Source organism: Loigolactobacillus binensis, assembly GCF_005405165.1.
Classification (GTDB): domain Bacteria; phylum Bacillota; class Bacilli; order Lactobacillales; family Lactobacillaceae; genus Loigolactobacillus; species Loigolactobacillus binensis.
On the sequence record NZ_BJDN01000007.1, the window covers coordinates 76,460 to 103,331 of the forward strand.

The 26,872-nt window shown below is 43.9% G+C and carries 28 protein-coding genes and 1 other annotated feature; of the genes, 8 read left to right on the plus strand and 20 right to left on the minus strand.

Going from position 1 to position 26,872, the window contains the following annotated elements; all coding sequences use genetic code 11:
- Nucleotides 1–4: 4 nt before the first annotated feature.
- The 4 genes from opp3C to FFM78_RS05105 all read right to left on the minus strand — a co-directional run bounded on the left by opp3C (nt 5) and on the right by FFM78_RS05105 (nt 5,127).
- A complete protein-coding gene (gene opp3C, locus FFM78_RS05090) occupies nt 5–1,027 on the minus strand; it encodes an oligopeptide ABC transporter permease (RefSeq protein ID WP_137637360.1) in 1,023 nt (340 codons plus the stop codon).
- Nucleotides 1,027–1,962: an oligopeptide ABC transporter permease gene (gene opp3b, locus FFM78_RS05095; protein WP_137637361.1), complete on the minus strand. Its 936-nt coding sequence runs from the start codon at nt 1,960–1,962 to the stop codon at nt 1,027–1,029. The genes opp3C and opp3b overlap by 1 nt, the downstream gene beginning before the upstream one ends.
- A 132-nt stretch (nt 1,963–2,094) precedes the next feature.
- Nucleotides 2,095–3,744, minus strand: coding sequence for a peptide ABC transporter substrate-binding protein (locus tag FFM78_RS05100; protein ID WP_137637362.1), 1,650 nt, complete (start codon nt 3,742–3,744; stop codon nt 2,095–2,097).
- Between the two features lie 285 nt (nt 3,745–4,029).
- Nucleotides 4,030–5,127, minus strand: coding sequence for a competence protein CoiA (locus tag FFM78_RS05105; protein ID WP_223877013.1), 1,098 nt, complete (start codon nt 5,125–5,127; stop codon nt 4,030–4,032).
- 218 nt (nt 5,128–5,345) lie between these two features.
- Here FFM78_RS05105 and FFM78_RS05110 point away from each other — a divergent pair, with 218 nt between their 5' ends.
- Nucleotides 5,346–6,017: an EAL domain-containing protein gene (locus FFM78_RS05110; protein ID WP_137637363.1), complete on the plus strand. Its 672-nt coding sequence runs from the start codon at nt 5,346–5,348 to the stop codon at nt 6,015–6,017.
- 117 nt (nt 6,018–6,134) lie between these two features.
- Nucleotides 6,135–6,788, plus strand: a complete 654-nt coding sequence (locus tag FFM78_RS05115; RefSeq protein ID WP_137637364.1) for a hypothetical protein — start codon at nt 6,135–6,137, stop codon at nt 6,786–6,788.
- Between the two features lie 87 nt (nt 6,789–6,875).
- On the opposite strand, the gene FFM78_RS05120 is transcribed toward FFM78_RS05115, so the two are convergent.
- The 10 genes from FFM78_RS05120 to FFM78_RS05165 form a co-directional block, all read right to left on the minus strand.
- Nucleotides 6,876–7,523: a nucleotide-binding protein gene (locus tag FFM78_RS05120; RefSeq protein ID WP_137637365.1), complete on the minus strand. Its 648-nt coding sequence runs from the start codon at nt 7,521–7,523 to the stop codon at nt 6,876–6,878.
- A gap of 156 nt (nt 7,524–7,679) precedes the next feature.
- On the minus strand, nt 7,680–8,048 hold the full coding sequence (rplL, locus tag FFM78_RS05125) for a 50S ribosomal protein L7/L12 (protein ID WP_137637366.1): 369 nt from the start codon (nt 8,046–8,048) through the stop codon (nt 7,680–7,682).
- Nucleotides 8,049–8,080: 32 nt separating this feature from the next.
- Complete coding sequence (rplJ, locus tag FFM78_RS05130) at nt 8,081–8,590, minus strand: 50S ribosomal protein L10 (protein WP_137637367.1); 510 nt, start codon at nt 8,588–8,590, stop codon at nt 8,081–8,083.
- Between the two features lie 52 nt (nt 8,591–8,642).
- Nucleotides 8,643–8,791: a sequence feature (ribosomal protein L10 leader region), on the minus strand.
- A 194-nt stretch (nt 8,792–8,985) separates the two neighbouring features.
- Nucleotides 8,986–9,675 (minus strand): 50S ribosomal protein L1, encoded by a 690-nt coding sequence (rplA, locus tag FFM78_RS05135; RefSeq protein WP_137637368.1) that lies wholly within the window; start codon nt 9,673–9,675, stop codon nt 8,986–8,988.
- A gap of 87 nt (nt 9,676–9,762) precedes the next feature.
- Nucleotides 9,763–10,188, minus strand: a complete 426-nt coding sequence (gene rplK / locus FFM78_RS05140; protein ID WP_137637369.1) for a 50S ribosomal protein L11 — start codon at nt 10,186–10,188, stop codon at nt 9,763–9,765.
- Nucleotides 10,189–10,397: 209 nt separating this feature from the next.
- The gene (locus tag FFM78_RS05145; RefSeq protein WP_137637370.1) at nt 10,398–10,937 is read right to left on the minus strand and encodes a hypothetical protein; all 540 of its coding nucleotides are present in this window, start codon (nt 10,935–10,937) and stop codon (nt 10,398–10,400) included.
- A 21-nt stretch (nt 10,938–10,958) separates the two neighbouring features.
- A complete protein-coding gene (gene nusG, locus FFM78_RS05150; protein WP_137637371.1) occupies nt 10,959–11,507 on the minus strand; it encodes a transcription termination/antitermination protein NusG in 549 nt (182 codons plus the stop codon).
- A gap of 128 nt (nt 11,508–11,635) precedes the next feature.
- Nucleotides 11,636–11,818: a preprotein translocase subunit SecE gene (gene secE, locus FFM78_RS05155; RefSeq protein WP_137637372.1), complete on the minus strand. Its 183-nt coding sequence runs from the start codon at nt 11,816–11,818 to the stop codon at nt 11,636–11,638.
- Nucleotides 11,819–11,827: 9 nt separating this feature from the next.
- Nucleotides 11,828–11,977, minus strand: a complete 150-nt coding sequence (gene rpmG / locus FFM78_RS05160; protein ID WP_137637373.1) for a 50S ribosomal protein L33 — start codon at nt 11,975–11,977, stop codon at nt 11,828–11,830.
- 80 nt (nt 11,978–12,057) lie between these two features.
- Nucleotides 12,058–13,038: a UbiA family prenyltransferase gene (locus FFM78_RS05165; protein WP_137637374.1), complete on the minus strand. Its 981-nt coding sequence runs from the start codon at nt 13,036–13,038 to the stop codon at nt 12,058–12,060.
- A 485-nt stretch (nt 13,039–13,523) separates the two neighbouring features.
- Here FFM78_RS05165 and FFM78_RS05170 point away from each other — a divergent pair, with 485 nt between their 5' ends.
- From FFM78_RS05170 to FFM78_RS05185, 4 genes are all read left to right on the plus strand, one after another.
- Nucleotides 13,524–15,404, plus strand: a complete 1,881-nt coding sequence (locus FFM78_RS05170; protein ID WP_137637375.1) for an NAD(P)/FAD-dependent oxidoreductase — start codon at nt 13,524–13,526, stop codon at nt 15,402–15,404.
- Nucleotides 15,405–15,527: 123 nt separating this feature from the next.
- The gene (locus FFM78_RS05175; protein WP_171001841.1) at nt 15,528–15,944 is read left to right on the plus strand and encodes a NusG domain II-containing protein; all 417 of its coding nucleotides are present in this window, start codon (nt 15,528–15,530) and stop codon (nt 15,942–15,944) included.
- Nucleotides 15,941–16,561, plus strand: a complete 621-nt coding sequence (locus FFM78_RS05180) for a Gx transporter family protein (RefSeq protein WP_137637377.1) — start codon at nt 15,941–15,943, stop codon at nt 16,559–16,561. Before FFM78_RS05175 ends, FFM78_RS05180 begins: the two co-directional genes overlap by 4 nt.
- The gene (locus FFM78_RS05185; RefSeq protein ID WP_137637378.1) at nt 16,548–17,528 is read left to right on the plus strand and encodes a polyprenyl synthetase family protein; all 981 of its coding nucleotides are present in this window, start codon (nt 16,548–16,550) and stop codon (nt 17,526–17,528) included. The genes FFM78_RS05180 and FFM78_RS05185 overlap by 14 nt, the downstream gene beginning before the upstream one ends.
- 106 nt (nt 17,529–17,634) lie before the next feature.
- On the opposite strand, the gene FFM78_RS05190 is transcribed toward FFM78_RS05185, so the two are convergent.
- From FFM78_RS05190 to FFM78_RS05210, 5 genes are all read right to left on the minus strand, one after another.
- Nucleotides 17,635–18,744, minus strand: coding sequence for an Ldh family oxidoreductase (locus FFM78_RS05190; RefSeq protein WP_137637379.1), 1,110 nt, complete (start codon nt 18,742–18,744; stop codon nt 17,635–17,637).
- Nucleotides 18,745–18,941: 197 nt separating this feature from the next.
- Complete coding sequence (locus tag FFM78_RS05195) at nt 18,942–20,450, minus strand: glycosyltransferase (protein ID WP_137637380.1); 1,509 nt, start codon at nt 20,448–20,450, stop codon at nt 18,942–18,944.
- Between the two features lie 200 nt (nt 20,451–20,650).
- Nucleotides 20,651–21,799: an RNA-guided endonuclease InsQ/TnpB family protein gene (locus tag FFM78_RS05200; protein WP_137637381.1), complete on the minus strand. Its 1,149-nt coding sequence runs from the start codon at nt 21,797–21,799 to the stop codon at nt 20,651–20,653.
- Nucleotides 21,800–21,955: 156 nt separating this feature from the next.
- Nucleotides 21,956–23,503, minus strand: coding sequence for a glycosyltransferase (locus FFM78_RS05205; protein WP_137637382.1), 1,548 nt, complete (start codon nt 23,501–23,503; stop codon nt 21,956–21,958).
- A 122-nt stretch (nt 23,504–23,625) separates the two neighbouring features.
- Nucleotides 23,626–24,654: a DUF1002 domain-containing protein gene (locus FFM78_RS05210; RefSeq protein ID WP_137637383.1), complete on the minus strand. Its 1,029-nt coding sequence runs from the start codon at nt 24,652–24,654 to the stop codon at nt 23,626–23,628.
- A 347-nt stretch (nt 24,655–25,001) separates the two neighbouring features.
- On the opposite strand from FFM78_RS05210, the gene FFM78_RS05215 reads away from it, so the two are divergent.
- Entirely contained in the window at nt 25,002–25,901 is a 900-nt protein-coding gene (locus tag FFM78_RS05215) for a proline-specific peptidase family protein (RefSeq protein WP_137637384.1), read from the plus strand.
- Nucleotides 25,902–26,071: 170 nt separating this feature from the next.
- Nucleotides 26,072–26,743, plus strand: a complete 672-nt coding sequence (locus tag FFM78_RS05220) for a histidine phosphatase family protein (protein WP_137637385.1) — start codon at nt 26,072–26,074, stop codon at nt 26,741–26,743.
- A 44-nt stretch (nt 26,744–26,787) separates the two neighbouring features.
- Here FFM78_RS05220 and FFM78_RS14165 read toward each other — a convergent pair.
- Nucleotides 26,788–26,872 (minus strand): IS3 family transposase (locus FFM78_RS14165; RefSeq protein ID WP_137637389.1); only part of this gene is annotated, 85 nt, incomplete at its 5' end.

Here is a 26,872-nt window from a genome sequence, read left to right on the forward strand (position 1 = left end):
CTGGTTACCCCCTTGTCCGCGGATCGAATGCATCACGCAGTCCATCAGCCAATAAGTTGAAAGCGATCATAATGATCGAAAGAACTGCGGCTGGATACCACATTTGATAAGGCAAAAACCGAAATGTTTTGTAGCCATCATTCAGCAAGGTCCCTAATGAGGCGTTAGGTGCGCTGATCCCGATCCCGATAAAGCTAAGGAATGCTTCAAAGAAGATCGCCGTGGGAATCGTGAACATCAGCTGAATAATGATCGTGCTGGACAAATTCGGCAATAAATGTTTCAAGGCAATTTTTCTCGTTGACTCACCTAAAGTTCGCGCGGCTAAAATAAATTCCTGATCCTTCATTTTCAGCGTTTGTGCCCGGATCAACCGCGCCATGGTGATCCAGCCAGTGATGGCGATCGCCATACTGATTGAGAAGATCCCCGGTTTAAAAACAACGATCATTAAAATAACCACAACCAAATTAGGCACCGAGGAAATCACTTCTAGCACCCGCTGCATGATCGTATCCACACGGCCACCGTACCATCCAGAGATCATGCCGTAAGCAACACCGATCACTAAGTCAAAGAAGGTCGCCACAAAAGCAACCAGCAGTGAGATCCGGGTCCCAAATAAAATACGGGACAACAGATCACGACCAAGATAATCAGTTCCTAAAATATAGTACGTCCCTTTAGGAACCCCAGCTTGTTTATAGGCATCGACTACAGCGCCAGCAATATTGGCCTTGCCGTCAAAACCCCAGAAACCACCACCAATTTTTGGTGGCAAATTAGCGTAAGCAGCATTTTGTGCATTCGGATTCCGCGGTGAAAACCAGATCGAGCCCACCGCCAAAATAATGATCACAACTAAGACCCACAGCGAGATCACCGCCGCCTTGTTCTTCTTTAACCGGCGCCAAGCATCTTGAAGAAAGGTTAGCGAGGGCGCAGCGATCCGCTCACTATTCAGTTGTTCCGTTGCCTGCAGTGGTTCAAAGGCGTCTTTAGGTAATTGCATTTTTTCATCGGCCATTAGGCATTGACCTCGCTTCCACTAAGTCTGATCCGTGGATCGATAATGCCGTACAAAATATCCACGATCAAAATCACAACAACTAACATCAATGAATAAACCATGGTGACACCCATGATCGTTGGGTAATCATTGGTGGTAATTGATTTAACGAACTGTTCACCAATACCTGGGATCGAGAAAATATTCTCCACCACCATCGAACCAGTCATTAAATTAACCGCTAACGGTCCCGCCAACGTGATCACTGGGATCAAACTATTGCGCAGCGCATGGTGCCAAACCACGCCTGCCTGTGTCAGTCCTTTGGCGCGGGCTAACATAATATAATCACTGTTCAGTACATCGATCATTTCAGTGCGCATAAAGCGCGCAGTTTCCGCCAGTGGCATCATTGCCAAAGCGATCGTGGGTAGAATACTGGAACTAAAATTATCCCACAAGGCGATGGGAAACAGTTTAAGTTTAAAACCAAGAATATATTGCAATAATACGGCGAAGACAAAGTTAGGGATCGACATCCCTAAAATTGCCAGCAAAGTTGCTAAGGTATCCGCCCAAGTGTTTTTACGGATCGCCGCAATGGCACCTAACAAAATCCCTAAAATTGAGCCTACGATCATCGCCTGAATCCCTAACTGCAGTGACGGACCGATACGTGTGGCGATCAAATACGAAACTGGTTGACTGGAAAACTGAAAAGAAATTCCTAAATTTCCGTGGACCATACCAAAAATATAGATCAAATATTGCTGCCACACTGGCTTATTCAAGCCATACTGCACATTCATCATGTGAATTTGTGACGCACTCATTTTATCCTGATTTTGGTAAGGCGTGCCGGGCAGGAGTTTCATTAAGAAGAAGGTGATGGTGGCGATCAAAAACAGCGTCAGCAACATATATAGTACCCGCTTCAAAATATACTTACGCATGGGCAGATGCTCCTATCATATTGAAATAATTTAGCGAATACCGCACATTAAAGCTCAAAAAACAAGCACGGCCGGCCGATTAGCTGCACTCCCCTAACCTTGACCCAACCCCACTTGTTTTCGATGAGCTGCTTATTTAGCGATATAAGTTGTTTTGTAATCGTAACTTGCGCCAGTTTGATGATAAACGATCCCTTTAACTTTAGAATTAACTAAATGGAATTCGTTTTGTTGGTAGACCGGTGCAACTCCTTGTTCCGTCATCAAAGTATTTTCAGCATCAAGCAAGTTCTGCCAACGAGCATCTGGGTTAGCGGCATTGGCATTCTTAGAAGCAGATACATTCTTGTCGTAACTAGCATTACGCCATTTACCGTTGTTATAAGAATTGGTGCTAGTCAATAGATCCATAAAAGTAATTGGATCGCCAAAGTCACCATTCCAAGCGGTCATAACCATATCAAACTTACCATCGACTGAACGGGACAAACGGGTCTTAAATGGTAGGTTTTGGTTGGTCACTTTCAACCCCGGCAATTTTTCCATGCTATTTTGCATGTATTCCAAGATTTTCTTGGAAGAATCCTTATCATCACCCATTAATTCAACATTAAGTTTCTTAATGCCAACTTCCTTTTTACCTTCGGCCCATAACTTTTTAGCCTTTTTCATATTGTAAGCAACTGCGGCCTTTTCAGCAGCCCCCTGCGCTTCAGCCGAGAAGTCCTTACCATTCTTCGGATCATTAGCCAATCCTTCAGGAACGTAACCTTTAGCGGCGGTTGATCCATCAGATAAAACATCCTTAGCCAGTTTTTGGCGGTTGATCGTCAAAGAAATGGCTTGGCGGATCTTCTTGTTCTTGAAAGCCGGGATCTTCTTCTGGTTATATTCCAGATAGAAGGTCGAAGCCATCTTGCGGATCACTTTATCCTTATTATTGGCCGACTGCTTAGCCATTTCACTTGATAATGTGACGTCATCCAAGTCCCCACTTTGGTATAAGTTTAAGGCGGTTGACGGATCCTTCACCGTTTGGTACTGGATCTTATTCAACTTGACCTTGCGCTTATCCCAATAATCTTTATTTTTAACTAAGGTCCATTTTAAGTTCGTCCCGTTCCATTTGGTCAGCTTAAATGGCCCGTTATAAACTTGCTTAGCCGACGTGGTCCCGTATTCCGAGCCATACTTTTCAACCACTTTTTTGTTTTGCGGGAAGAAGGTTGGGTTGGCCATCAATAAATCAAAATAAGGAACAGGCTTTTCCATGGTTACCTGTAACGTATAATCATCAATGGCCTTGACCCCTAATTCACTAGGTTGCTTCTTACCATCAGCGATCGCAGCAGCATTTTTGATCCCCTCAAATAAAAAGGCGTATTGGGAACTTGTTTTGGGCGTCACTGTGCGTTGCCATGAATAAACAAAATCTTGAGCGGTTACTGGAGTACCGTTGCTCCATTTAGAGTGGCGCAAATGGAATGTATACTGCAAGCCATTATTTGTCGACTTAACCACTGACTTTGCCAAGGCCGGAACTGCCTTATTTTTACTGGTCAGGCGGTACAACCCCTCACCAGTATTATTCTGGATCGTTGCTGCATACAAGTCAGTTGTTTTAGAATTATCCATGCTGGTTAATTCTGTTGGTACCATCATCTTAAATGTTTGGTTTTTAGCTAAACTAGCTGCTTTGGCCGTACTAACACCACCCGCTAACGGCACGACCATCACCCCAGCTGCAGCAACCAAGCCGATTTTCTTAACTTGCTTCCACATCTAAATCCCCACCTTATTCATTTATTATGAATCCCAATGAAAAATCTTAACATTTTTTAACTTGTTGCCATTCTATATTAGAAAAAGATTAAAGTAAATATTTAGTTCTCATTATTGGTCAAAATCGCCAGTTTAATTAATTTTTGATTAAAAAATGATGATTTTTTACTAACTAAAAGGTTTTCAATATGATTAATTAGTGCTTTTTTAATGAAATTTTGCTCATAATCATTATTTAAGTTACATTCAATAATCGCCTATATGAGAATTATCTCATTATAATTCTTATTTAAGCAGTGCGCGTTGCTTAGCAAAATAATCCCCGTACCACTGTGCACCTTGATAGTGCCACTCAGTTTCTTGGGCGGTCACAATACCTTGGCGTTGCCAATTTTTTAGTGTTTGGACACACCACTGTAGATACCAAAACTGCTCATCCACTAATGGTAAGCAGTAAAAGGCACGCGCATTTTGCCAACAGAATTGCCGCAATTGTGCTAAGGTCACTTGCCCCAGCTGTTCACAAAATAGCAATAACCGAACCTGTAACAAGACGATTGCCCTACGATTAAGCGGTGGCATACTGGCCTGATGGCAGCACAGCGGGGTCCCTGCCAAATGGTGTCCCTTTAAATAACAGGCTTGCTGTAATTGCTGTAGCTCAGGCGCCGCCTGCCCTAATTTATAATATAATTGCCGACTTTCATTAAGTAAAGCGGCTACTGAAAGTGGTGGTCGCTGGGGTGGGGTTATGTGTTGTAATTGACTTAACGTGCTGACTTGAAAACTAGTTTGTTGCGGGTAGCCGCTGTGCGCGATGTGATGTAAAAGTCGCAACTCTGAGCGAGCAACCACCAAGTGCCATTGATACCAACCCCATTTAAGTGCATATTGTAAAAAGGCATGGTTACTTTGCCGCCACTGTTGCCGCTGATAGCGCTGGCCTAAAATCCAGATCACTTGGTAACCGATCTGGTGATAACCTTGCGTCCGCGCCTGCAAGCGCGGCACCGTGATCGGACTGCACTGAAACTCTAACGCGATTCGCCGGTGGCCAATACTGAGCAGTAGATCCGGCCGCTGTTGGATCGCCGGCAAGTAAACTTCATACGCAAAGGTAACTTGCCAGCGGCGGCACAACTGGCCCAACAACGCCTTGCCGGCCAGATGCTCGGCCGTTTCACCTTCCGTCGCCGCATGACACGCAGCCCCAGCAAAATGAGCAAAATGGGGTTGCATCGTCGTCCCTACTTTTAACATCACCGGTTGCTGACAAGCCGGACACGTGTAGGCTTGCTGTTGCAATTGGCGCAATTGTGGCCGAGAATATGTTAAGCAATTCAAATACTTTTGCTGAGCGTTTTGTGCGACTAACATTTTCATTTCACCTACTCATAACCCTGTTTAAAAATAAATTACGCACAAAGACACCAATTTGCTTTAATCTGTATTAAAATAGTTAATGAAGGGGTTATTCATAAACAAATTTGTTTAACCGTTTACTAGTTTAGAAAAATTGCCAGTCACGTTCACGTGGCCCGACCCGTACTTGAGCAAGTCAAGGATGGGCTTTTTTATTTTCAGCACAGGGAGGCCGATTTATGATTCGCTTTTTCGGGCAACCGAAGTATTCAATTACCCAAAATGCCTTAGGCTATGAACTTTTTATCCGTCAATCCGCTAAGGGGAATTGGATTTTTCCGAAAAACTTCAGTCAATTTACGGCACAACAACTTAAAAAATTATCAATTGCTTCAATTAAAGCGCTGCCTAAAGGTGTCGCGCTGGTTTCGATCAACTTAGATCAGGAGCAATTTATTAATCCTGACTTCATTCATAGCATGAAAGCAGTTCAGGCTGCGTGCTATCCGGTGGAGGTGGTGATCGAACTGACGGAACATCACCGCCACATCGCGCCTAATATGCTGGTTAGCGCGGCGCAAAAATATCAGGCAGCGAATTTATGGGTTTGTCTCGATGATGTCGGTACTGGCGATAACACCGTTGCAATGGCTAATTTATTGGATCCTTACGTAACTGAATACAAATTTGCACTACAGAACTTTAAGCGTGGTGCCAATTTTAGCTTTGTGATCAGCCCACAATTACAATTTTGGCGCCAATTTGCCCAGATCCACCATAAATTCTTCGCTATTGAAGGCTTTGAGACTGAAGCCGATCTGACTATTGGCGATCACTACCAGGCTGACGTTATGCAAGGTTATTATTTAGGTCGGCCCAAATTGATTACACTTGGAAACGATGCTATCTAATACATAAGGCTTAATTTTCGCAATGCTGTTTTGACTATTGTCTCCGCAGGCCTACTAATGATAAAATAAGTGTAATCGTTAACATACGATCAAATATATATCTGGGGTTGGGACATTATGAAAAAAGTATTAAGTTGGGGCATCATTACCTTAGCCACACTGTCATTAGCAGCCTGCGGCGACAACAACGCGGCCCAAAAAGATAGCTCGTCAGCGGCGGCTCGCTCATCCAGCCTAGCTAAGGTCAAACGTCTGCAACAAAAAAATGCACGTTTGCATAAAAAGGCCGTTGCGGCCAGCAAGGCTAAGGCTGCTAAGGCAAAGGCCGCCAGTAGCAGTAAAGCCGCTGTACAAGCAACTAACACCAGTCAGACAACCACAGCAACAAGCCAGCAAGCAACAACTGCAGCTAGCTCAACGTCAACTAGTCAATCCAGTCAAACGAATACGATGCAAAATTCACCGACAGATAGCACCAACAACAAAGTTAACAATCAGGCCAACGCAGGAACGACCGTTAACAATATTCAACAGGCAGTCGCTTTAGTCCAAGCTCAGGTAGGTAATGGTACTGCCAATGATCCAATCATTTGGACCACCATGACCGCTGGTAGTGGCGATCTGATCGACGATGGCGCTGGTCATCAATATTATTGGATCCGTGGTCAACATAAATCGGCTCAGGCAAATATGCAGGCGGTCGGTGCTGGTTCATACGATGGCCTTGATTATTATGTTTATCAGGATGGTCAGATCGTTGCCCGCCAATAAAATAAGCACTGAAAAAGGGCCGTTACCCGCGCAAGTCTGCGTTAGTAACGGCCCTTTTTACAAATAATTGTTGTTCCCCAATCACCGTTATCCTTGCTCCGGTGCCTTAGCCAACGCCAAGATTTCTTGGGCAACTTGGCGGTATGCGGCTAAAACGGCCCGCGGAAATCCCGTCACACTTTGTTGCGCTAAGCCAGGTGCAAACGGAATTTCAGTGGCCAGTAACTCAACCTGGGGTAATTCAGTCAAGCTAGCCAATTGATCGATCACAGCGCGTTGCTGCGCGGATTGCGGTGTTTCCGGTGGAACGATCCCAGTTAATAATAAGCGCTGCGGAATGGTGACATCATGCGTACTGATATCCGTCAGTAACTGGGCCGTGACTGCATATGCATCTTCTGTCGGAACAGTGACCACCATTAAATAGTTCGTTAAAACCACGCATAAAGGGACAAAATATTGATAATCATCAGCGAGATCTAACAAAATAAAATCCGTTGTTTGCCGGCGTAGATCAGCGATTCGTTGCTTTAATAATTCAAACGTGATCTTTAAATCAGTGGTCAACGCAACTTGTTTTGCCTTGGCCTCATTAGCTAAGTAGGCTTGGTTAACGTCGACCACCATTACAGAATAGCCAAGTAGATCCAAATTAGTTGCCAAGGCACGCGCAGCCGTTGTTTTGCCAACTTTGGCCTGCGGACTTGCAACCGTAATTATATAAGGTCGGTGCATGATGACTGGTCACTCCTTTTCCGAATACTAAGTACATTAATTGTAATCGTTTTCCAGACAAATGACTAGCATCCTGCCTATTTTCTCTTGGGATAATAAAAAAGAAGCTAGACGCTGAATGAACAGCATCTAACTTCTCTAAAATTAGCTGATTGACTATTTAACAGTAACTTCAGCGCCAGCTTCTTCAAGCTTAGCTTTAAGTTCGTTAGCTTCGTCTTCTGAAACGCCAGCTTTGATGACGTTAGGAGCACCGTCAACCATGTCTTTAGCATCTTTAAGACCAGCGCCTGTGATTTCACGGACAGCTTTGATGACTTTGATCTTTGATTGGCCAGCGCCAGTCAATTCAACGTCAAATTCAGTCTTAGCAGCTGCAGCGTCGCCGCCAGCAGCACCAGCAGCAGCTACAGGAGCAGCAGCGCTTACGCCAAATTCGTCTTCGATTGCTTTAACTAAGTCGTTTAATTCAAGAATAGTTGCATCTTTTAATTGTGCAACGATTGCATCTTTATCTAATGCCATTTTAAGTTCCTCCTAGAATAGGTAATTTATTATTATGCTTCAGCCTCTTCAGCTGGTTTTGCATCAGCAACAGCCTTAACTGCATACGCAACATTGCGCACTGGTGCTTGTAAGACAGAAAGTAACATTGAAAGTAAACCATCGCGGTCTGGCAACTTGGACAGATCGTTGATTTGGTCTAAGCTAGCAACTTTACCTTCGATCAGACCACCTTTAATTTCAAGGGCGTCTGCTGTTTCAGCAAATTTAGCCAAGATACGTGCAGGTGCAACGACATCTTCATTTGAAAAAGCAACGGCAGTTGGGCCAACAAATGTATCATCTAACCCTTCAAAGCCAGCTTTATCAGCGGCACGACGTAAAATCGTGTTTTTGATAACATGTAGTTCGACACCAGCTTCACGTAATTCCTTACGTAATTCTGTATCTTGCGCAACGGTCAAGCCACGGGAATCAACAATAACAGCAGATGCCGCATTCTTGAACTGATCAGTGACGCTATCAACAACTTTCGCTTTTTGTGCAATAACTGCTTCACTCACGAGAATCTCACCTCCTGTTAGAATCAGAGTGCGAACACTCTGTTGGTGGATTTCTCCTAATAAAAAAACGCTGTGTGCAAAGACACAACGCCGCAGAGAGTCTGTGTAAACCGTACAAACTTTCTCCTCGGCGGGCCGTTTAGCGGAACTAAACGTTTAAGGCAAAGCCACCTGAGTCTTAGGTAGAAATATAACCGAGAACCAGCATATCATGAATAAAGGTACCCGTCAAGCACGTTTATGCTTGAAATACTGTTTTTCAGAAAAATTGCGGATTAACCCACTGCGTTAGCGCAACTGTGATTGAAAAAGCAACTTGCGCTGTAACCTGAGCACTTTTTCAATCACGCTACAAAAAAACACAGTCAGCAAAACTGACTGTGTTTCCGCGCCGCTTAGAAAGAAGCAACGTCCACTTTAACACCAGGGCCAAAGGTTGAAGTAACCGTTAAGCTTTGGATATAAGTGCCTTTAGTTGAAGCTGGGCGAGCTTTAGCAATAGTATCTTGCATCGTCTGGAAGTTTTCAACTAATTTAGCGTCATCAAATGATACTTTACCGATTGGGGCGTGGATGATCCCAGCCTTGTCAACCCGGTAAGCCACTTGACCAGCTTTGATATCGTTAACAGCCTTAGTAACGTTCATTGTTACTGTCCCTGTCTTAGGGTTAGGCATTAAGCCTTTAGGACCTAAGACCCGGCCTAAACGACCAACTTGGGCCATCATTGGTGGTGTTGCAACGGCAACATCAAAGTCCAACCAGCCATCTTGGATTTTTTGCACTAAGTCTTCAGCACCGACAATGTCAGCACCAGCTGCTTTTGCTTCTTCGGCTTGTGGGCCTTGAGCAAAAACGATCACTTTTTGTGTTTTACCAGTACCGTTTGGCAAAACAACTGCCCCACGGATCTGTTGGTCTGCTTGTTTAGGGTCAACGTTTAAATTGTAAGCAACTTCAACCGTTGCGTCGAATTTTGCGAAATCAACTTTTTTTACTAAAGCGACCGCTTCGTCAACACTGTATTTTTTGTCAGCATCAACTTGTTTTAGCGCTGCTGCATACTTTTTACTTTTTTTAGCCATTTGTGTTTTTCCTCCTTGCAAATGTGGTCACAGGAATTAATTCCTCCCACTTGATTAGACAATTTTCATTGAAAATCCGTGCGCGCTTTAGCCTTCGACAGTGAAGCCCATTGAACGAGCAGTACCTTCAACCATGCGCATTGCAGCTTCAACGTCTGCAGCGTTTAGGTCTTGCATTTTAGTTTCAGCGATTTGACGTACTTGGTCGCTGGTTACAGTAGCAACTTTTTTCGTGTTCGGTTCGCCGGAACCATGTTCAACACCAGCAGCTTTTTTAAGTAAAACTGCAGCAGGTGGGGTCTTAGTTACGAAATCGAATGAACGATCTTCATAAACATTGATCACAACTGGAATCAACATGCCTGCTTGATCAGCAGTCCGCGCGTTGAATTCCTTAGTGAAGCCCATAATATTGATACCTGCTTGCCCTAATGCGGGGCCAACTGGTGGAGCTGGAGTTGCTTTACCGGCAGGAATTTGTAACTTAACGACATTTACGACATTTTTTGCCACGAGACAAAACCTCCTTAAGTCCGTGCTGTGGTAATTTGGCCAAGCTGATTTTGGCCTCCCACTTAACGCGACACCACTGTGCCACGGTGCGAAAATTCGCACCCAAGTAGTATAGCACGCTCCCCTGCGAGAAGCAAGGTCCATTTCAGGGCCACAATCCGCACCGCACTCCGCAGATAAAAAAGAAGCTACCTATATTATGTAGCTTCTCATCGTTCACTGGAAAAAACATCCGCCCGCCATAAGCGCTGATAGCTGGCGTGATCGATGCGGCCGTCAGCGGTGCGTGTCAGCAATACTCGCCGCGGCGAGTACAAATAAGTGCTGAGCCAAGTAGTTGCCTGTACGTCAACGGCCAACCAACAACTTAACTGCCGTTGTTGCATTAGTGGTAAGTCTAGTGGCAGCGGACAAACCAATTTTACCGGTGTTGTTGCTTTTAATAACGATGCTAAATACCCTTGGACTTGCTGCGCCTGTTGACTAGCCGACCACCGTTTGGGAACCACTAACAACAGCAGTGGATTGTCCAAATCAGTGGTCGGTTGGAATAAATTTGGGTGTGGCAAACGGATGGTTTGCTTCCATTGAATCACACCTTGTTGCGCTAAACGCCTGATTTGTCGTTTAGCCTTACGCAATGCTGGGCCAGTCGTACTAACAACCACCGTTAATTCGTTGGTGAAACTGATTGCCTGAAAGTAATGGCGCGGTATTTTAAAGGATCGGTTAAAATATGGCCACCGCATTCCTGCTCACCCCAATTATTTTTAAAGTTGGTCGACTTGATCGTAATCTAATTCCGTGCTTGTTTCCCGACCAAACATGTCGATATTAACTTTTAATTTCATCTTTTCGGCATCGACTTCAGTCACTTTACCAGATAGGCCTGAAAAGGCGCCATCAATGATGGTTACGGTATCGTCAACATTGAAGTCCGCATCGGCGTGCCGTGCACTCATTCCTAATTGACGTAAGATCCGTTCAACTTCTTCAGGCAAAAGTGGTGCTGGCTTACTACCGGCACCGTGGCTACCCACGAAACCAGTGACGCCAGGTGTATTCCGCACAATGAACCAAGTTTGATCGGTCATGATCAATTCGACTAAAACATAGCCCGGAAATTCCTTTTGCATGCTAACTTTTTCTTTACCATCTTTGATTTCCCGTTGTTCTTGTTCTGGTACGACCACGCGGAAAATATTATTTTCCATCCCCATTGATTGGGCCCGGGATTCTAAGTTACCTTTAACTTTATTTTCGTAGCCAGAATAAGTGTGCAAAACGTACCATTGTTTTTGTGCTGATTCGGTTTCCATTTTTTGTGCTCCTTTATGTCTGCAGTAAGTACCATCAAAAGTAAAAATGCCAAATAAAAAAACTCCGCGCCGCGAAGTTTTCGTCTCTGAACAAAGTATACCAGAAAAAGCATCTCGATACACGTTTATTATTTGAAAATAAATAGATTTAAGATCCACTGAATGCCGTTATCAACCAGTGCAAAGTAAGCGGCAAAAAGTAAGGATAACCACACAACCGTGCTGGTGTCATGACGTAATTCTTTACGCGTTGGCCAAGTAGTCGCACGCATTTCCTGGCGAACAGCGCCTAGGTAACGGAATAATTTCATTTAGATCACTTACCTCGTTTCTTGGTGAAGAGTTTCTTGATTACAATGTTTACAATATTTTTTTAAAGTTAACCGCTGTGTGTGTTGCGCATTAACGCGAACCGTGTAGTTACGTGCGCCACAAACCGAGCAGGCCAAACTGACTTTAACACTGGCCATGTTACGACTCCTTTAGACTGTTACTTTGCCAACGTAACTTTACGTTCATAACTTTAGCATGCGCAACTGCTGGCGTCAACTCAAGCGAATACTTGCGTCCGGATGATGGCGATCAACAGGGCCAGAATCTGCACGCCTTGAAAAAACATTAAATTTTGAATCGCCGTTTCAAACGTTGTCTCTTTTACTTGCTCCTTTCGGAAAGTACGAATATTTTTCAATATTGTGGGTAAAACTAACCAAACTAGCAAGCTTTCTGGTGGTAATACGCCTAACACAACGCTTAAGGTTACACAAACAAAGCAAAGATACAACAGCCAAGAATACAGAACCAGTGAACGCTTGATTCCCATATAATAAGGTAAGGTAAACCGTTTATTGCGAATATCTTGGGGCAGATCCGACATATTATCGGCAAACATGACGTTTCCTACAGTAAAGATATTCGGTAAACCAGCTAAAATGATCACGATGATCACTAGCAAATTACCGCTTAAATTAAAATTAGGCCAGTTAAAAAATAAACCCATGATCTTTTGGGGCAACACGTTGATATAGATCGTAATGAAGAAGACACCAAAGCCTTCCGCCACCCCTGACAGTAGCTCACCTAAAGGAAAGCGCGAAAACGGAATTGGCCCATAAGTATAAAAAATCGTGATAAAAATCCCAGCGCCACCCATGAATAGCAGCAATAAATTAGTCCGCCAAACCAGCACCACCCCTAATGTGCACGCTAATACTAAAAAAAACAGCATCAAATTAAGGGCGCGCCGTGGTGATAGGTGTTCACGACCGATAATATTATAAGTATCCCGATAATGCTTATCCACGGCCAGTTTATAGTCTTGGACATTGTTGAAGCCGGTCACAAAAAAGGCGATCGCCATCTGCGCAATAAAATAAAGCACCGAATTGATCCAGTTCACCTCTTGAAAATAATAAATTGAAAATAGGACCCCCAGAATAAACGGAATTGCGCTTGCGGTTTTCGCGTTCAACCGGATAAATTCTAAAAATAATTTAAACGTCATCGGTTTAAAAGTTGTTTCTTTTGTCATTGGTTATGCCCAGCTCCTTTATTTATACACTATTAGTTAGCCTAGACACTATTGTAAGCTAAATTAAGTGCCAGTCCAAGTCAACAATTTTTAGGCCAAAAGTATTTGTGAAATAGAGCAGCTAGCAACTACTAATTATCGCATCAGTAATTCTTAATCCACAGCCATTACTTGCGCTTTTAAGAACACGCTTTCTAAAGTCGCCATTTTTTGTGGGACTTAATTTGCATCACCAAAATTTAATGACTAGTTAAGGGACCAATTTTTAGCCTGCTTAGTCGCCTTTTTTATTTCATTTTGGTGCCGACTAGCCGTAAAAATAGGCCGCTTACAATTTTTGCGCTAAACTAAACATATTTGTTGGTATTTGATTCATTTAGGCAATGGACAAAGCGGTTACGGTTTTGTATAATCAAGTAGATATATCTTCGCAATTTATTTAATTGTGAAATTTTTATATACTGCAATTATTAAGGGGTGTTTTTATGGCTGAGAAAAATATTGTAGTTGTTGGGGCTGGCTTTGCCGGTGTTTCTGCTACAAGACGCTTAGCAAAACGATTCAAAAAGAATCATGACGTGCATATCACGCTCATTGACCGTCATTCCTACATGACTTATATGACCGAATTGCACGAAATTGCCACTGATCGAGTACCTGAAGAAGCTGTTCAATACGACCTGGGACGTTTATTTGCCCATAAAAAGAACGTTTCGATCGTAACGGACAGTGTCACCAAAGTCGATCATGACAAAAATGTTGTCACGACTGAACATGGCAGTTATAACTATGATTATTTGATTTTAGCAATGGGTGCTGAATCTAACGATTTCGGTACACCTGGCGTTAAGGATTATGGCTTCACGCTGTGGTCATTTGAAGACGCTGTCAAGATCAAAGAACATATCAAGGCAACCGTTGCGGCAGCTGCAGCTGAACATGATCCGGCCAAACGTAAAGCGATGTTGACCTTCGTTGTTGTCGGCGGTGGTTTTACTGGGGTTGAAACTGTTGGTGAAATGATCGACTGGCGACCAATCCTTGCTAAAGAAAACAAGATCGATCCTAGCGAGATCACTTTGATCTTAGACGAAGCCGTACCAACGATCTTAAACATGTTGGATCGGAAAGATGCTGATCTGGCACTTCGCTTCATGAAGAAAAAGGGCATCGACGTGCGGACCAGCGCTCCGATCACCGAAGTTGGCGATGGCTACATGACCTTGAAAGACGGTACGCACGTTCCAACTAACACGGTTATCTGGACTGCTGGCTTGAAAGCCAATACTGATACTAGTGATTTCGATATGGAACAAGGCCGTGCAGGTCGCTTGATCACCAACGAATTCATGCAATCGAAGCAATATCCAAATACCTATGTTGCTGGTGACCTTTCATTGAACACCAATGAAGGCGATCGTGGTACACCACAAATCGTTGAAGCTGCTGAACAAACTGGTGCAACTGCAGCTGAGCACATTGTTGCCACGGTTAACGGAACAACACCAAAACCTTTGAAGGCTAGCTATTCTGGGTTCGTTGTTTCCATTGGTTCACATTATAGTGTTGCCAATATTTTTGGTAGCATTCATTTAAGTGGTTGGTTTGGTACGTTGATGAAACACATGATCAACCTGCTTTACTTTGTCACTACTTTTGCTGGTTACTATATTTATCAATACAGTATGCACGAATTCTTCCGCAACCGTAACGGTCGGAACCCATTCTGGGGTCATATTTCCCGTTATGGTAACGTTTTGTGGAGTGTCCCGATGCGGATCTTCTACGCAGCAATGTGGTTAGTCGATTGCTGGACTAAGGTTCAAGGCAGTGGTTCTTGGTTTAACGGCAAATTGCGGTTACCATTTACCTGGCTCTACCCTAAAGTCACCACAAGTGCGGCTTCTGAAGGTGCTAAAACAGCTAAAAAAGCAGTCGAAACTGCAGCTTCAGCGACACCAAAGAATGAATTTTTCAGTTTATCATATGATTATGGTAAACAACCAATGATGATCTTCAAACATTTACCAAAATGGTACGAAAGCGTCACTAAATTCTTTATTCCTAACAAGCAAACTGCTTTGTTCATGCAAGAATTTATGACCATTGTTGAAATTGCTTTGGCACTATGTATCTTAGTTGGTCTCTTCACTTGGTTAGCTAATGCGATTACCATTGGTTTGGTAGTTGTCTTCTGTCTCTCCGGTATGTTCTACTGGGTCAACATGTGGATGCCATTCGTTGCTTTAGCGTTAATGAACGGTTCTGGTCGTGCCTTTGGCCTTGATTTCTGGGTTGTGCCGTGGTTACAAAAGCATTTGGGTCACTGGTGGTATGGCGATCTCAAATCAATCTACAGCAAATAGTTATTTAAAATTACAGTCGAATCTTTAACGGGGATGGTTCTGGGGTGAATTACCCAGAACCATTCTTTTTTAATCAATCAAATAGATGGGGTCAAGCCTGTGACTAAGAACAAATATTTTAAAATGATTCGTCCTTGGGATATCATTATTATCGTTTTATTGATAATTGGCTCCTTCACCCCTTTAATTATTTTTGCCATTCATGAACAGAACCAAGCAGCGGCACTTCAGCGATCACAAGCACAGGTGCGAACAGCAATTATTAGCCATAACGGCAAAAAGCTGTATACTATTAAATTAACTGATCATAAAGGTGTGACTAAATATCGTTACCAGGCCGCGGATGGTGATTACAATGATGTGGAGATCAAAGGTAGCCGTATCGCCATTGTGGACGCCAATTGTCAGGACCAGATTTGCGTGCGGCGGGGCTGGATCTCGAAGCCAGGACAAACCATCGTCTGTCTCCCCCACAAATTATTGATCGAAATCAAGACTAACCATGGTTCACAAACCCAAGGTGGAATGGTTACTGAATGAGTGAGGAGAAATTGATGGTTCAACCGAAAACTCAAAAGTACGTATATATTGCGTTGTTAGTTGCCCAAGGAGTGATTATTGGGTTGATCGAACGTATGATTCCTTTTCCGTTCGCTTTTGCACCAGGCGCAAAGTTGGGGTTAGCCAATTTAATTACTATCGTTGCCTTGTTTACGATGTCATTTCGTGATAGTTTTATGTTATTGTGGATGCGTTTAATTCTGACAACGTTATTAGGTGGGACTTTATCGACTTTTCTTTATTCTGCTGGTGGTGCAATTCTCAGCTACTTTGGCATGTTAGCGATCAAGCAATTAGGGCCTAAGCGTGTCAGTTTGATCGGGATCTCTGCAGCAGGCGGTGTTTTACACAATGTGGGCCAACTCTTGATCGCTAGTTTGATCGCACAAAGTTGGACTGTATTACTGTATTTACCGATTCTATCGTTCATCGGAATTCTTGCCGGTATCGCCATTGGGATCGCCGCCAACTATTTATTTGAACATGTCAGCACATTAAATTATCTAAAAACCAATTACGCACACCTACGAACGTTGAAGAAACGGCAACGACACGCTAAATATTTGCAAAAGGAGTCGCATTATGACAAAAATTAATGCAATGTGGCAACAATATCCCGAGCTTGCCCCGGAATTAAAAGCTACACTGACTTTAATGGAACAAAATATAAAAACTCATGATCCCAAGGTATCTGCGGCGATCATCGACATGATCCATTCCGGTGGCAAATTACTTCGCCCCGCTTATTGCTTATTATTTTCCCGCTTTCATGAAACCGAACGGAAGAAAATGATTGCGTTGGCGGCAGCCGTAGAAACGCTGCACACTGCGACTTTGATCCACGATGACATTGTGGATGACTCTGATCTTCGCCGCAACCAACCAACGATTCAGGCGCGGTTTGGTAAGGATACTGCTGTGTACGCAGGTGATTACCTCTTCGTTGTCTGCTTCAAACTACTGTCCCACTACACCAGTGGTTTACGGAGTATTCGTGCCAACACTCGGAGCATGGAGAAGATCCTCAACGGGGAAATCCGCCAAATGAACATGCGCTATAATTTAGCAATGCGCGTCGAGGATTACATCCTGCAGATCAAAGGTAAAACGGCACAACTTTTTGCTACGGCCTGCTTTATTGGTGCCTACGAAAGTGGCAACAGTCAATTATTCGCGCGCCAATGCGAAAAAATCGGCACGGCGATTGGCACAGCCTTTCAAGTTGTTGATGACATCCTTGACTACGCCCAAACTAGCCAAGTTTTAGGTAAGCCCGTTTTGGAAGACGTGCGCCAAGGTGTCTATTCAGCACCGTTGATTTTTGCGTTGCAACAACCAACGCCAGAATTACTGACTTTGTTGAAAAAGCGTTCCGCCATGACTGACGCTGACTGTGAACGTGTGCGTCAACTGGTGATTGCTGCAGGCGGTGTCACTACCGCACAGGAGTTAGCGGCCAAATATACCGATGAAGCCTTAAAAGCGATCGGTAAGTTACCTGCTGGCGAGGCCCGTGATGACCTGCAGCGGTTGACCAAGCAATTATTGACCCGTGAATACTAATTAAAAGGGATCGCGCCATTGAAGTGCTCTGCAAAAGCACCTCAATGTTGCGATCCCTTTTTGTTTTTCTAAACTGACCCACTAAAACATGTAGCCTAAGCGCGCCCTATTCCCAACTAAATTTAAAATCAATTTGATATTGATCCCGAACGGCGATCAGTGATGTCCGCACTGCTGGATTTAATGGCACACCATGTTGAGAACGTTCCAAGAAAGCTAAGTATTCTTTTTCACCACCAGTATAAATGCGTGCTTGACCTTGCGCTTTTTTTGAGGCACGCAACGCCCGCAAAATATTCCCAGCCGTTTTTTCAAAAGCAGCCACCTCCGTGAAAGCATTGATGTCGATTGCCATGAAGAAATGGCCTAAATGATAAGGTTGCTTCTTGCCGCTGGCATCAAGACCACTTAATTGATGCAAGAACCGCCCCCCTTGTAACGCGGCGGAAAGCACTTCAACCACTGTAGCATAATCATAGCCTTTATAACCGGCCAAATCTTCGCCAATGCCGCCAAGTGGTGCTAATGCGCAGGTTCCAGCCACTAACCCCTTTAAAGCAACATTCGGATCCGTGACCCCAGCTCCATGCGAATCGATCACCCAACCATAAGGCATGGTTTTATTGATCCGCGCATAATGTTCAATTTTACCGCGTTGGGTAATCGAAGTCGCCGCATCGATCATAAAGGGAAAAGCCTCATCAGTTGGGAAACCGATGGTCAACGGATTAGTCCCTAACATATTCTCGACCCCAAAAGTCGGTGCAATTGATGGTCGCGCATTAGTACCAGTGATCCCGATCATCCCATTTTTAGCGGCCATGATCGGATAGTAACCGGCGATCCCATAATGCGTTGAATTACGGACGGCTACCATGCCCATACCGTATGCTTTGGCTTTATCAATCGCCAGCTGCATGGCGCGCACACCGATCACATGGCCCATCCCATCGCCGCCGTCCAGTACCGCGGTAGTTTTAGTTTCCCGTATAACTTCGATCTGTGTATTAACATTTTGAATGCCGGCTTCGATACGATCAATATAAATTGGTTTAAAGCGACCTACCCCATGCGAATCGATCCCCCGTTTATCCGATTCGATCAGTACTTGCGCACAAATTTGGGCATCTGCAGTGGGCACTCCCACCGCTTCAAACCCTAAGATCATAAATTGCTGTAACTTCGTAAATGTTTCGTACTGGATATCTTGTGTCATTGTGTAACTTCCTTTCTCACATAGTGTAAGCGATTACAATTAACAGAATAGCATATCTCACCTGACGGAACAATTCTAAAACAAAAGCCATCATTATGACCAAAATAAAAAGCGCCCTGCTATTATAGTAAGGCGCTCATTATGCGTTTAATTTTTGCTCAAGTGACCCTTTAGAGCTACAAATAATGGTGGATATGCTATTTTAGCTTTAAAGCCTGTTGCCACAAAGGCCAGATCCGCGCTTCACCATACTGTTTAACACTATGGTACGCGTTTCGACTGAGTTGGCGCCAACGTTTTTGATTCACTAATGCCTTAGTCATCCCACTGGCTAAAGCATTGACGTCACCAGAAGCCACTAAATAACCGTTACTTCCATCGGTGATAATTTCCTTAGGCCCATAATTAATATCGTAGCTGACCACCGGCACCCCGTGCGCCAACGCCTCAACTAAGGCTAACGATTGACCATCACTTTCAGCCGGATAAACGAATAGCTGTGCCTGATCGTAAGTTTTAGCTAAATCTTGATGATACGGCACAAAAGTAATTACATTTTTCAAGTTGAGTTGCGTAACTTGTTGTTGTAATTTAGCGATCAAGGTGCCATAGCCGTGAATTTCCAAAGTCGTGTGTGGTAACCGCTGATGGACTTGACTAAACGCTTCGATCAACTGATTTAAGCGCTTCGTCTGATCGATCCGCCCTACAAAAATAATTTTGCCGGCTGTCCGCTCTGCCGCTGGTACTGGTGCCGCATTTAACGTGGTATCAGCCACCACAGCCGCAGAGATCGCCGTAATTGGCCGAAGTGGCTTATCGCCAAGCCAGCGCGTTAAATCGGCCGCCTGCTGCTTAGTCGCCGTGATCACGCCATCTAACTTAGCTAAATGGTCGTGTAACGCGTACACATAGGCGCCATTCATATTACTGAAAACTTGATCTTGTGGGTCATTAGCATGCGTGGTCGGTAACCAAACAAACTTACGCGCCGCCGTTTGCATATTGATCATTGGCCAGTCAGCCGCCAAAGGCCGATCAGCAATAAAGGTCCCCGGTGTCCGCCGATTTAATTCATCCAAGAAGAAGCGCATCAATTCATTTTCCGAATTAAACTGCCATTGCTGACCCCGATAATTTAGTAAACGAATCGCGGTCATATAATTTTGTTGCTCCTGGTCATGGGTGTAAAAGCGCTCAAACAAACGGCTACCATCTAAATTATAAATTAATTCAGTGATCAACTCACCATTTGGCGCAAAAAACTGATCAGCAGCTTTAAACCCCCGGGAATCGTAATAAGTTCGCTGAACAATATTCGTAAACGAATCAAAGTAATTGACGTAATATAAATGTCCAACGGTCCCTGGACTAAAATAAACGTCCGCCACCAAATGATCGCCTTCACGAACGTGACTAACATTAGCGCCAGGATCCACATTATAGGCTGGTGCTAAATTTAGATCTTGAATTTTTAAAACTTGCGGCGTCAGTTGCTCACTACCACGAAAAAAGTCATATAGATTGACCATATCCGTGGCTACTAAGCCAAAATGCTGACTATTTTGGTGCAGCAGCGCATCAAAATCGCGGGTGACGATTTTAGCAGCCACACCATGCCTTTTAAATAAAGCTAACCGTTTAAATTCGGCGTGTTCAACACCTGAATTTAAGGCCATTAAATACTGATTAACAAAATAAATCATTGGCGACCTGCTATGCAAAATATAGAGAAATGTAGTCAATCATTACGAATTGCTACATTTAGAAAGATTGCATATTTCCTTTCTTTATTTTACTTGCTGCCGTTAAGACGCTGGTATTCCGATAGGCCACCAGGGCGTAATCACATTGACCAACTAGGACAGCATCAGGGCAAAGCCTGCCCGTTAATTTTTTAATTATTTTAGATTAATGCTAATAAATTGGCCACGGCATTCTCATCGCGTTCAAGGGTGACGCCACAATGATAACAAACATATTCGTGATGCTTGGTTTTATGCGTGGCGTTACCCTGCAAGGTGAGCTTGTCGTTGCCGGACTTGATATGACCACAGGCCGAGCAACGTTGGGTTGACGGATAATGCTTATCAGCCAGCACCAACTCCTTGCCATACCATTCACACTTGTAGCGCAATATTTGGCGGAAATAGCCAAACATCGATCGTTGTAGGCCCTTTGAAGCCACATGCGCCATCTGCATTTTTTTAACTGATAGATCCTCAATGACGATTTTGTCATAATCAGTCACTAGCTGGGTCGTGAATTTCTGCATAATGTCGTGCTGGATGTTGGTCACCTTGCGATAATCCCGTTGCAACTTGGCTCTCATTGCCTGGTAATTATTGCTTTTAGTCGCCGTTTTGCCGTTCACGACCCGCTTGCGAGCTAACCGTTTCTGATAGAATTTGATCCGTTGATACAATCTTTGCAGCCGCTTAGGTAGCGTATTGACCACACCACCTGTGTAGTTCAGATGACCCACATTGACATCAACCGCCGAGCTTTCACCGGTTTTAGGCTTAGCCGCAACGGTAACTTCAAACGGCAAACTAGCCCAGTATTGGCCATTTTCACGGTAAACACTGACGACCTTGAGCGTGCCGGTTAAATTAACATGCTTGCTAAGGCGGATGTCATACCAAATTTTAGTCCCACGCGGCTTATCTAAACGTAACTTACCATTGACAAATTTAGCACGATCCGTTTTGAAGCCTTGTCGTGGCGCACGCTTGGATTTGAATCTCGGCTTGCCCCAATCAGGCAGGCTTTTATCAAAAAAATTCTGCCACGCTTTGCCTAAATCGGCGATCGCTAACTGCAAGGTTCGCGCCGACAATTCGTATTGCCAATCAGCTTTAGCGGCCACCAGCTCATTGCGCACCGAATAAGCGCTCGGTCGGGGATTACTATGCTCAATCGTGTGTAAGTCGTACATGTCGTTCCAAATTGCTAGGCCTTTATTCCAGCAATAACGGCGATAATCGCAGAGACTATCGAGGACTTTCGCCATATGCCGGTTGGGATAGAGTCTAACCTTTTGCGCCCGCAGCATTCGTTGCACCACCAATCAAACCAGCGTTGTTTTTTATTTCTTCCTACACACAGCATATCATCAGATTAAATAATAGTCATGCTGTTCAGCTTCATATTTACTTTTATGAATAGCGACTTACTTTGCTATTTATTTCTGCTTTATTACATATTTTTTCTAATGATTGTTTCCTCCTTTTTCCGCATAAAAAGTTTCTGCAGCAGTGATCAGTTGCTGCCAACCACGCCAAACTGCGGTTTCAGAATAACGCCGACTATCTTGGTAGGCTTGTTGACTATAGGCCTGTAATTTCTGCGGATCACTAAGTAACGTGTAAATTGCCTCAGCTAATGCGGTGACGTCATTGACCGGCACCAATAAACCATCCTGCTGATCACGAATGATCGCCTGGGGACCATACTTAATATCGTACGCAACTTGTGGTAATCCGTGCGCCTGCCCCTCCAATAAAGCCAAGGCAAAGCCTTCTGCACGGCTAGTCAGCACCGCCAATTGCGCCTGATTATAAACTTGCCCAACATTTTGGGTATAGTCGTGAAATTTAATGTACGCGCCAACGCCTAATTCTTCAACGAGTTGGCGCAATTTAGTCCCAGTGTCGCCATTGGCATAACCCCAGAAATCTAACGACACCTGCGGTAACTTGGCGTGCACTTGCTGAATAGCCTTGATCAACTGATCTTGCTGCTTTTCTTCAGATAAACGCGCCACCATAACTACTTTACCCGGTGTGCGGGTGGCCCAATGTGGATGCGGCGCCTGCAGCACAGCATCAGCGACCACCCCAACAGGAATGGTAAAAATTGGCGTTTTTTGTCCGTAGCGCGCACTAAAATCGGCCTTTTGCTGTTCAGTGGCGGTGATCACCCCATCCCACTGTGCTAAATTATTCAAGGCCAATTCGTAATTGTAATTTAGCGTTGCCTGTAGTGGATCAGTTGGATCATTAACGTGATTACTGTGCAAATGCAACACGCGAAACGGCCGTGTGTGCATGCGTAATGCTGACCAAGCCAGCTCATAAGTTCGATCAATGATAAACACATTTTTACCTGCATCGACGCGATTTAATTCGTCTAAGAAAAAGCGCATCATTGCTTCTTCACCAGCAAACGACCAATCATGCCCGTGATAATCCACAAAACGGTACAGTGAGTTTTTTAAGTTAGCCTGCTTATCCTGCATATGAAAAGTCTGATAAACCACTTTCCCCTGAGGATCAAAAACTTGTTCACTGGCAACTTGCCCGTCAGCAGTATAAAACTGCTCCAAGCCTTTAAATCCCCGGGTATCGTACCAATGTGTCGTCAATAATTTGCCATTTTGATCAAAGTACTGCACATTATTCAAGCGGGGATCGTTGGGCCCGATTGTATTGACCTGCATCAACAATTGCTGGCCTTGCCAGACCTTGTAATTATGGGTGTCAGCAACCACTTGGTAGTCAGCTGGTAAATTTAAAGCGTCGATGGTCAAACGCTGCGGTTTAAAGGCAGTTGAATGTTGAATAAAATCAAATAAATTGATTTGATCAGCTTCAGGAATACCCGCATCCTTTAAAGTTTCGTGTAAAGTCAATGAAAAAAAGCGGGTGACGATTTTAGCGGGAACCTTGTGATCTTTAAATAAAGCTAGCCGTTTCATTTCCGCATGTTCGATCCCCGATTTTTTCGGGTTAATACTTGTATTCACAAAATAAAACATGATTGCGCCAGCTCCTTCACCATAAATTTTTTTAAAAGACACTCTCTAGTATACCAAACTCACTTCAGCTTATAAAAAAAGTGGCCCAGCTGACTGCAAGCCCGCTGCCCCACTAATTAATTTTAGCCAAAAATACCTTGCCAAACGCCTTTGACCCAGTTAACAAATCGCTGCCACCAACCACTATTTTGGGCGTTTTTTAAAGCCCCGCCAACCTTATTCAAGGCTGAACCGATACTACTTTTAGCCTTATCCAGTTGATTCATGGTTGACTTATCCAAAACACCTGAAGTTGTTTGATACTTACCAGCCAAGTTGACCAATTGTTTGATGTTAGTTTGACTGATTTTACCTGATAAATTATTATCTTTGATCGCGTTATTGACAATTGTTGTGATCTGGGTGGTATTAGCAGTTTTACCTTGATTCTTCAAATCGGCCAATTGTTGCTTAATATCAGTTAAAGCATTGGCTAATTGTAATTTGATTTTCTTGGCATCCGCAGTATTCTCAGAACTACTTTGATCCGGATTGTCCTGTTCGTTTTGCTTAACGGCGTCCTGGGCCACTGAGTTAGTCGTTTCCAGCTCTTCTTGTCCCAGTGCCGCTCGATCAGGATCAATTGTCTCACCGTTAGTTTCAAAGGCTTTATACACGCCAGTCAAAGCACTTTCGCCGGTTACTGGTTTAACGCTGGCAACTTCAATGGTCGCATCGGTAATACCGGCAGTGATCAAGGGGTTCTTGTATTCATCCGCAGTGATCTGCGTAATATCTGCCGGTGTATCAATTTTAACCGTGATCCCATGGCCACTGGACTCACGCGTGACCAAAACAGAGGAGATCATAACACTAGTATCACCGGAACCAGAACCTAAATATTTGATCAGATCCTGCCCAGTGACGCTACTAGTGGTCACGTCGTTGCTATTAATATTCATAATGTTCATTGTTTGCTGGATCTGACTTTGATTCAGCCCGCCACCATAAATAAAAGTCGGCTTTCCCCAGCGTTCATTGACCACACTTTCACTGCTACTGCTACTATAAGTGTCAGCGTGCACCGCCACTAACCCGCTACCTAAAAATACGCCAGCTAAAGCAACAACGATCACAACTTGTCGTCTAAATTTCTGCCACCTTAATTTCATTATTGAAAACCCCTTAAATTTTTGACCGTAGCATCTGCGCTGCCCAACGATCATCAGTTTGATGTTAATCTAAGCTAGATCAAAGAAAACAATCATAACGCGAACCGCCTAATTTCCGGCCACCACATTGACCGCAAAGATAATTTTACGATCCAACCTAGCCCATTCATTTTAGCGAATTTTAACAGTAAAAGCGATTGCTTAGCGCAAACTTAAGCTTATATTTAGTTTTGCCGCAAAATAATTGCGCCCGTTCCCCACTTCGACGCTAATGTCGTTTATTTCAGCTTTTGCTTCACAGATGAAAATGCTAGAATGAAAGTATCTTAATAGAAAAAGGTGAGCGTATGAAAAACGGAACCAACATCATTACGTTAGACAACGGTTATCATTTGTGGACCCATACAGATGGTACTGGTGATATCCAACTTCTAACTCTCCATGGCGGCCCTGGTGGCAATCACGAATATTACGAAAACTTTGCGGAAAAGCTAGCGCCACTTGGTGTACGTGTTTCTATGTACGATCAGTTAGGTTCTTGGTACTCTGACCAGCCAGATTTTTCTGATCCCGCTATTCGTGATCAATTCTTAACTTACGATTATTACTTAGATGAAGTTGAAGAAGTGCGCCAAAAATTAGGCCTAGATCATTTTTATTTGATCGGTCAATCTTGGGGTGGCGCTTTGACTATGCTTTATGCCTTAAAGTACGGTCAACATTTAAAGGGCGCGATCATCTCCAGTATGGTCGATAATATTGATGAATATGTGGTCAATATCAACAAAATCCGTGAAACTGCCTTACCTGCTGATGCAGTTGCCTATATGAAGGATTGCGAAGCACGTAATGACTTAGATAACGAACGCTACCAAAGTTACGTTGATGTTTTAAACGCCGGCTACGTTGATCGCAAACAGCCGCCAGCAATTTCCCACTTAGTCAGCACCACGGCAACACCCGTGTACAACGATTTCCAAGGTAACAACGAATTTGTCGTCACTGGGAAATTAAAATCGTGGGATATTCGTGACCAAATCAAAAATATTAAGGTCCCTACACTGCTCACTTTTGGTGAACACGAAACGATGCCGTTAGCTACGGCAAAACGAATGGCCCAACAAATTCCTAACGCGCGCTTAGTCACAACACCTAACGGCGGCCATCATCATATGATCGACAATGCACCGGTTTACTTCGATCATTTAAGTCAATTTATCAAGGATGTCGAAGCGGGCACTTTTTAATTAAAAGCCACGTATTTCTGTCATTTACGCAGTAAAAATTACCTTAATCTTGAATAGGAGCCTGTCCGGCTTGCCGCGCCTTTTGCGGCTTAGCACGGAAGGACATCCGTTATGAAAATTGATTTTTTACGCAGTAAAAATTACCTTAATCTTGAATAGGAGGGCTACCTATGACTGAGCTGACCGTTTATCTTGTTCGTCACGGCCAAACTTATTTTAATCGCTACAACCGTATGCAGGGCTGGGCCGATTCGCCACTGACTGAACAAGGCATTCTAGACGCCGAAAAAGTAGGTCAGCGGCTAGCAAAGATCAAATTCAACCACGCTTACTGTAGCGATACTGGCCGTGCACGTAGTACTGCCCGCGTTATTTTGAAAGCTAATACTGTCAGTGGCTTAACTGAACCGGAAGATACCCCATTTTTCCGTGAAGAATTCTACGGTTATTTTGAAGGAATGAATTCACCGGAAGCGTGGTACATGACCGGCGCACCCCACGGCAGTAAAACTTATGCTGACATCATCAGCGATTACTCCATTGACGCTTCAAAAAACTTCATGAAGCAAGCTGATCCCTTTCACGATGCAGAAAATAGCACCGAATATTGGAATCGGTTATTATTAGGTTTCGATATGGTCCGCCGAGAAAATCCGGCTGGCACCAAGGTTTTGCTGGTAAGTCATGGCACCACGACCCGCAGTATCGTAGGCAAATTTGGTGCTGGTCAATACGACCTCACTGAAAGCCCGCGCAACGGGAGTGTGACCAAATTAATTTTACAAGCTAGTGAAATTAAAATCGCCTATTATAATCGCATTGATGAAGGGCCATTAGAATAATGTGAAAAGCCAATTGAACTGAACCCCATAAATTGGAGTAAATTTTAAGCAACTAACTGGTCGGAAAGATTTCGGTATTGAACCGGAGTTTTTCCGGCCAGTTTTGTTCTAATTCTTTTATTATTATAG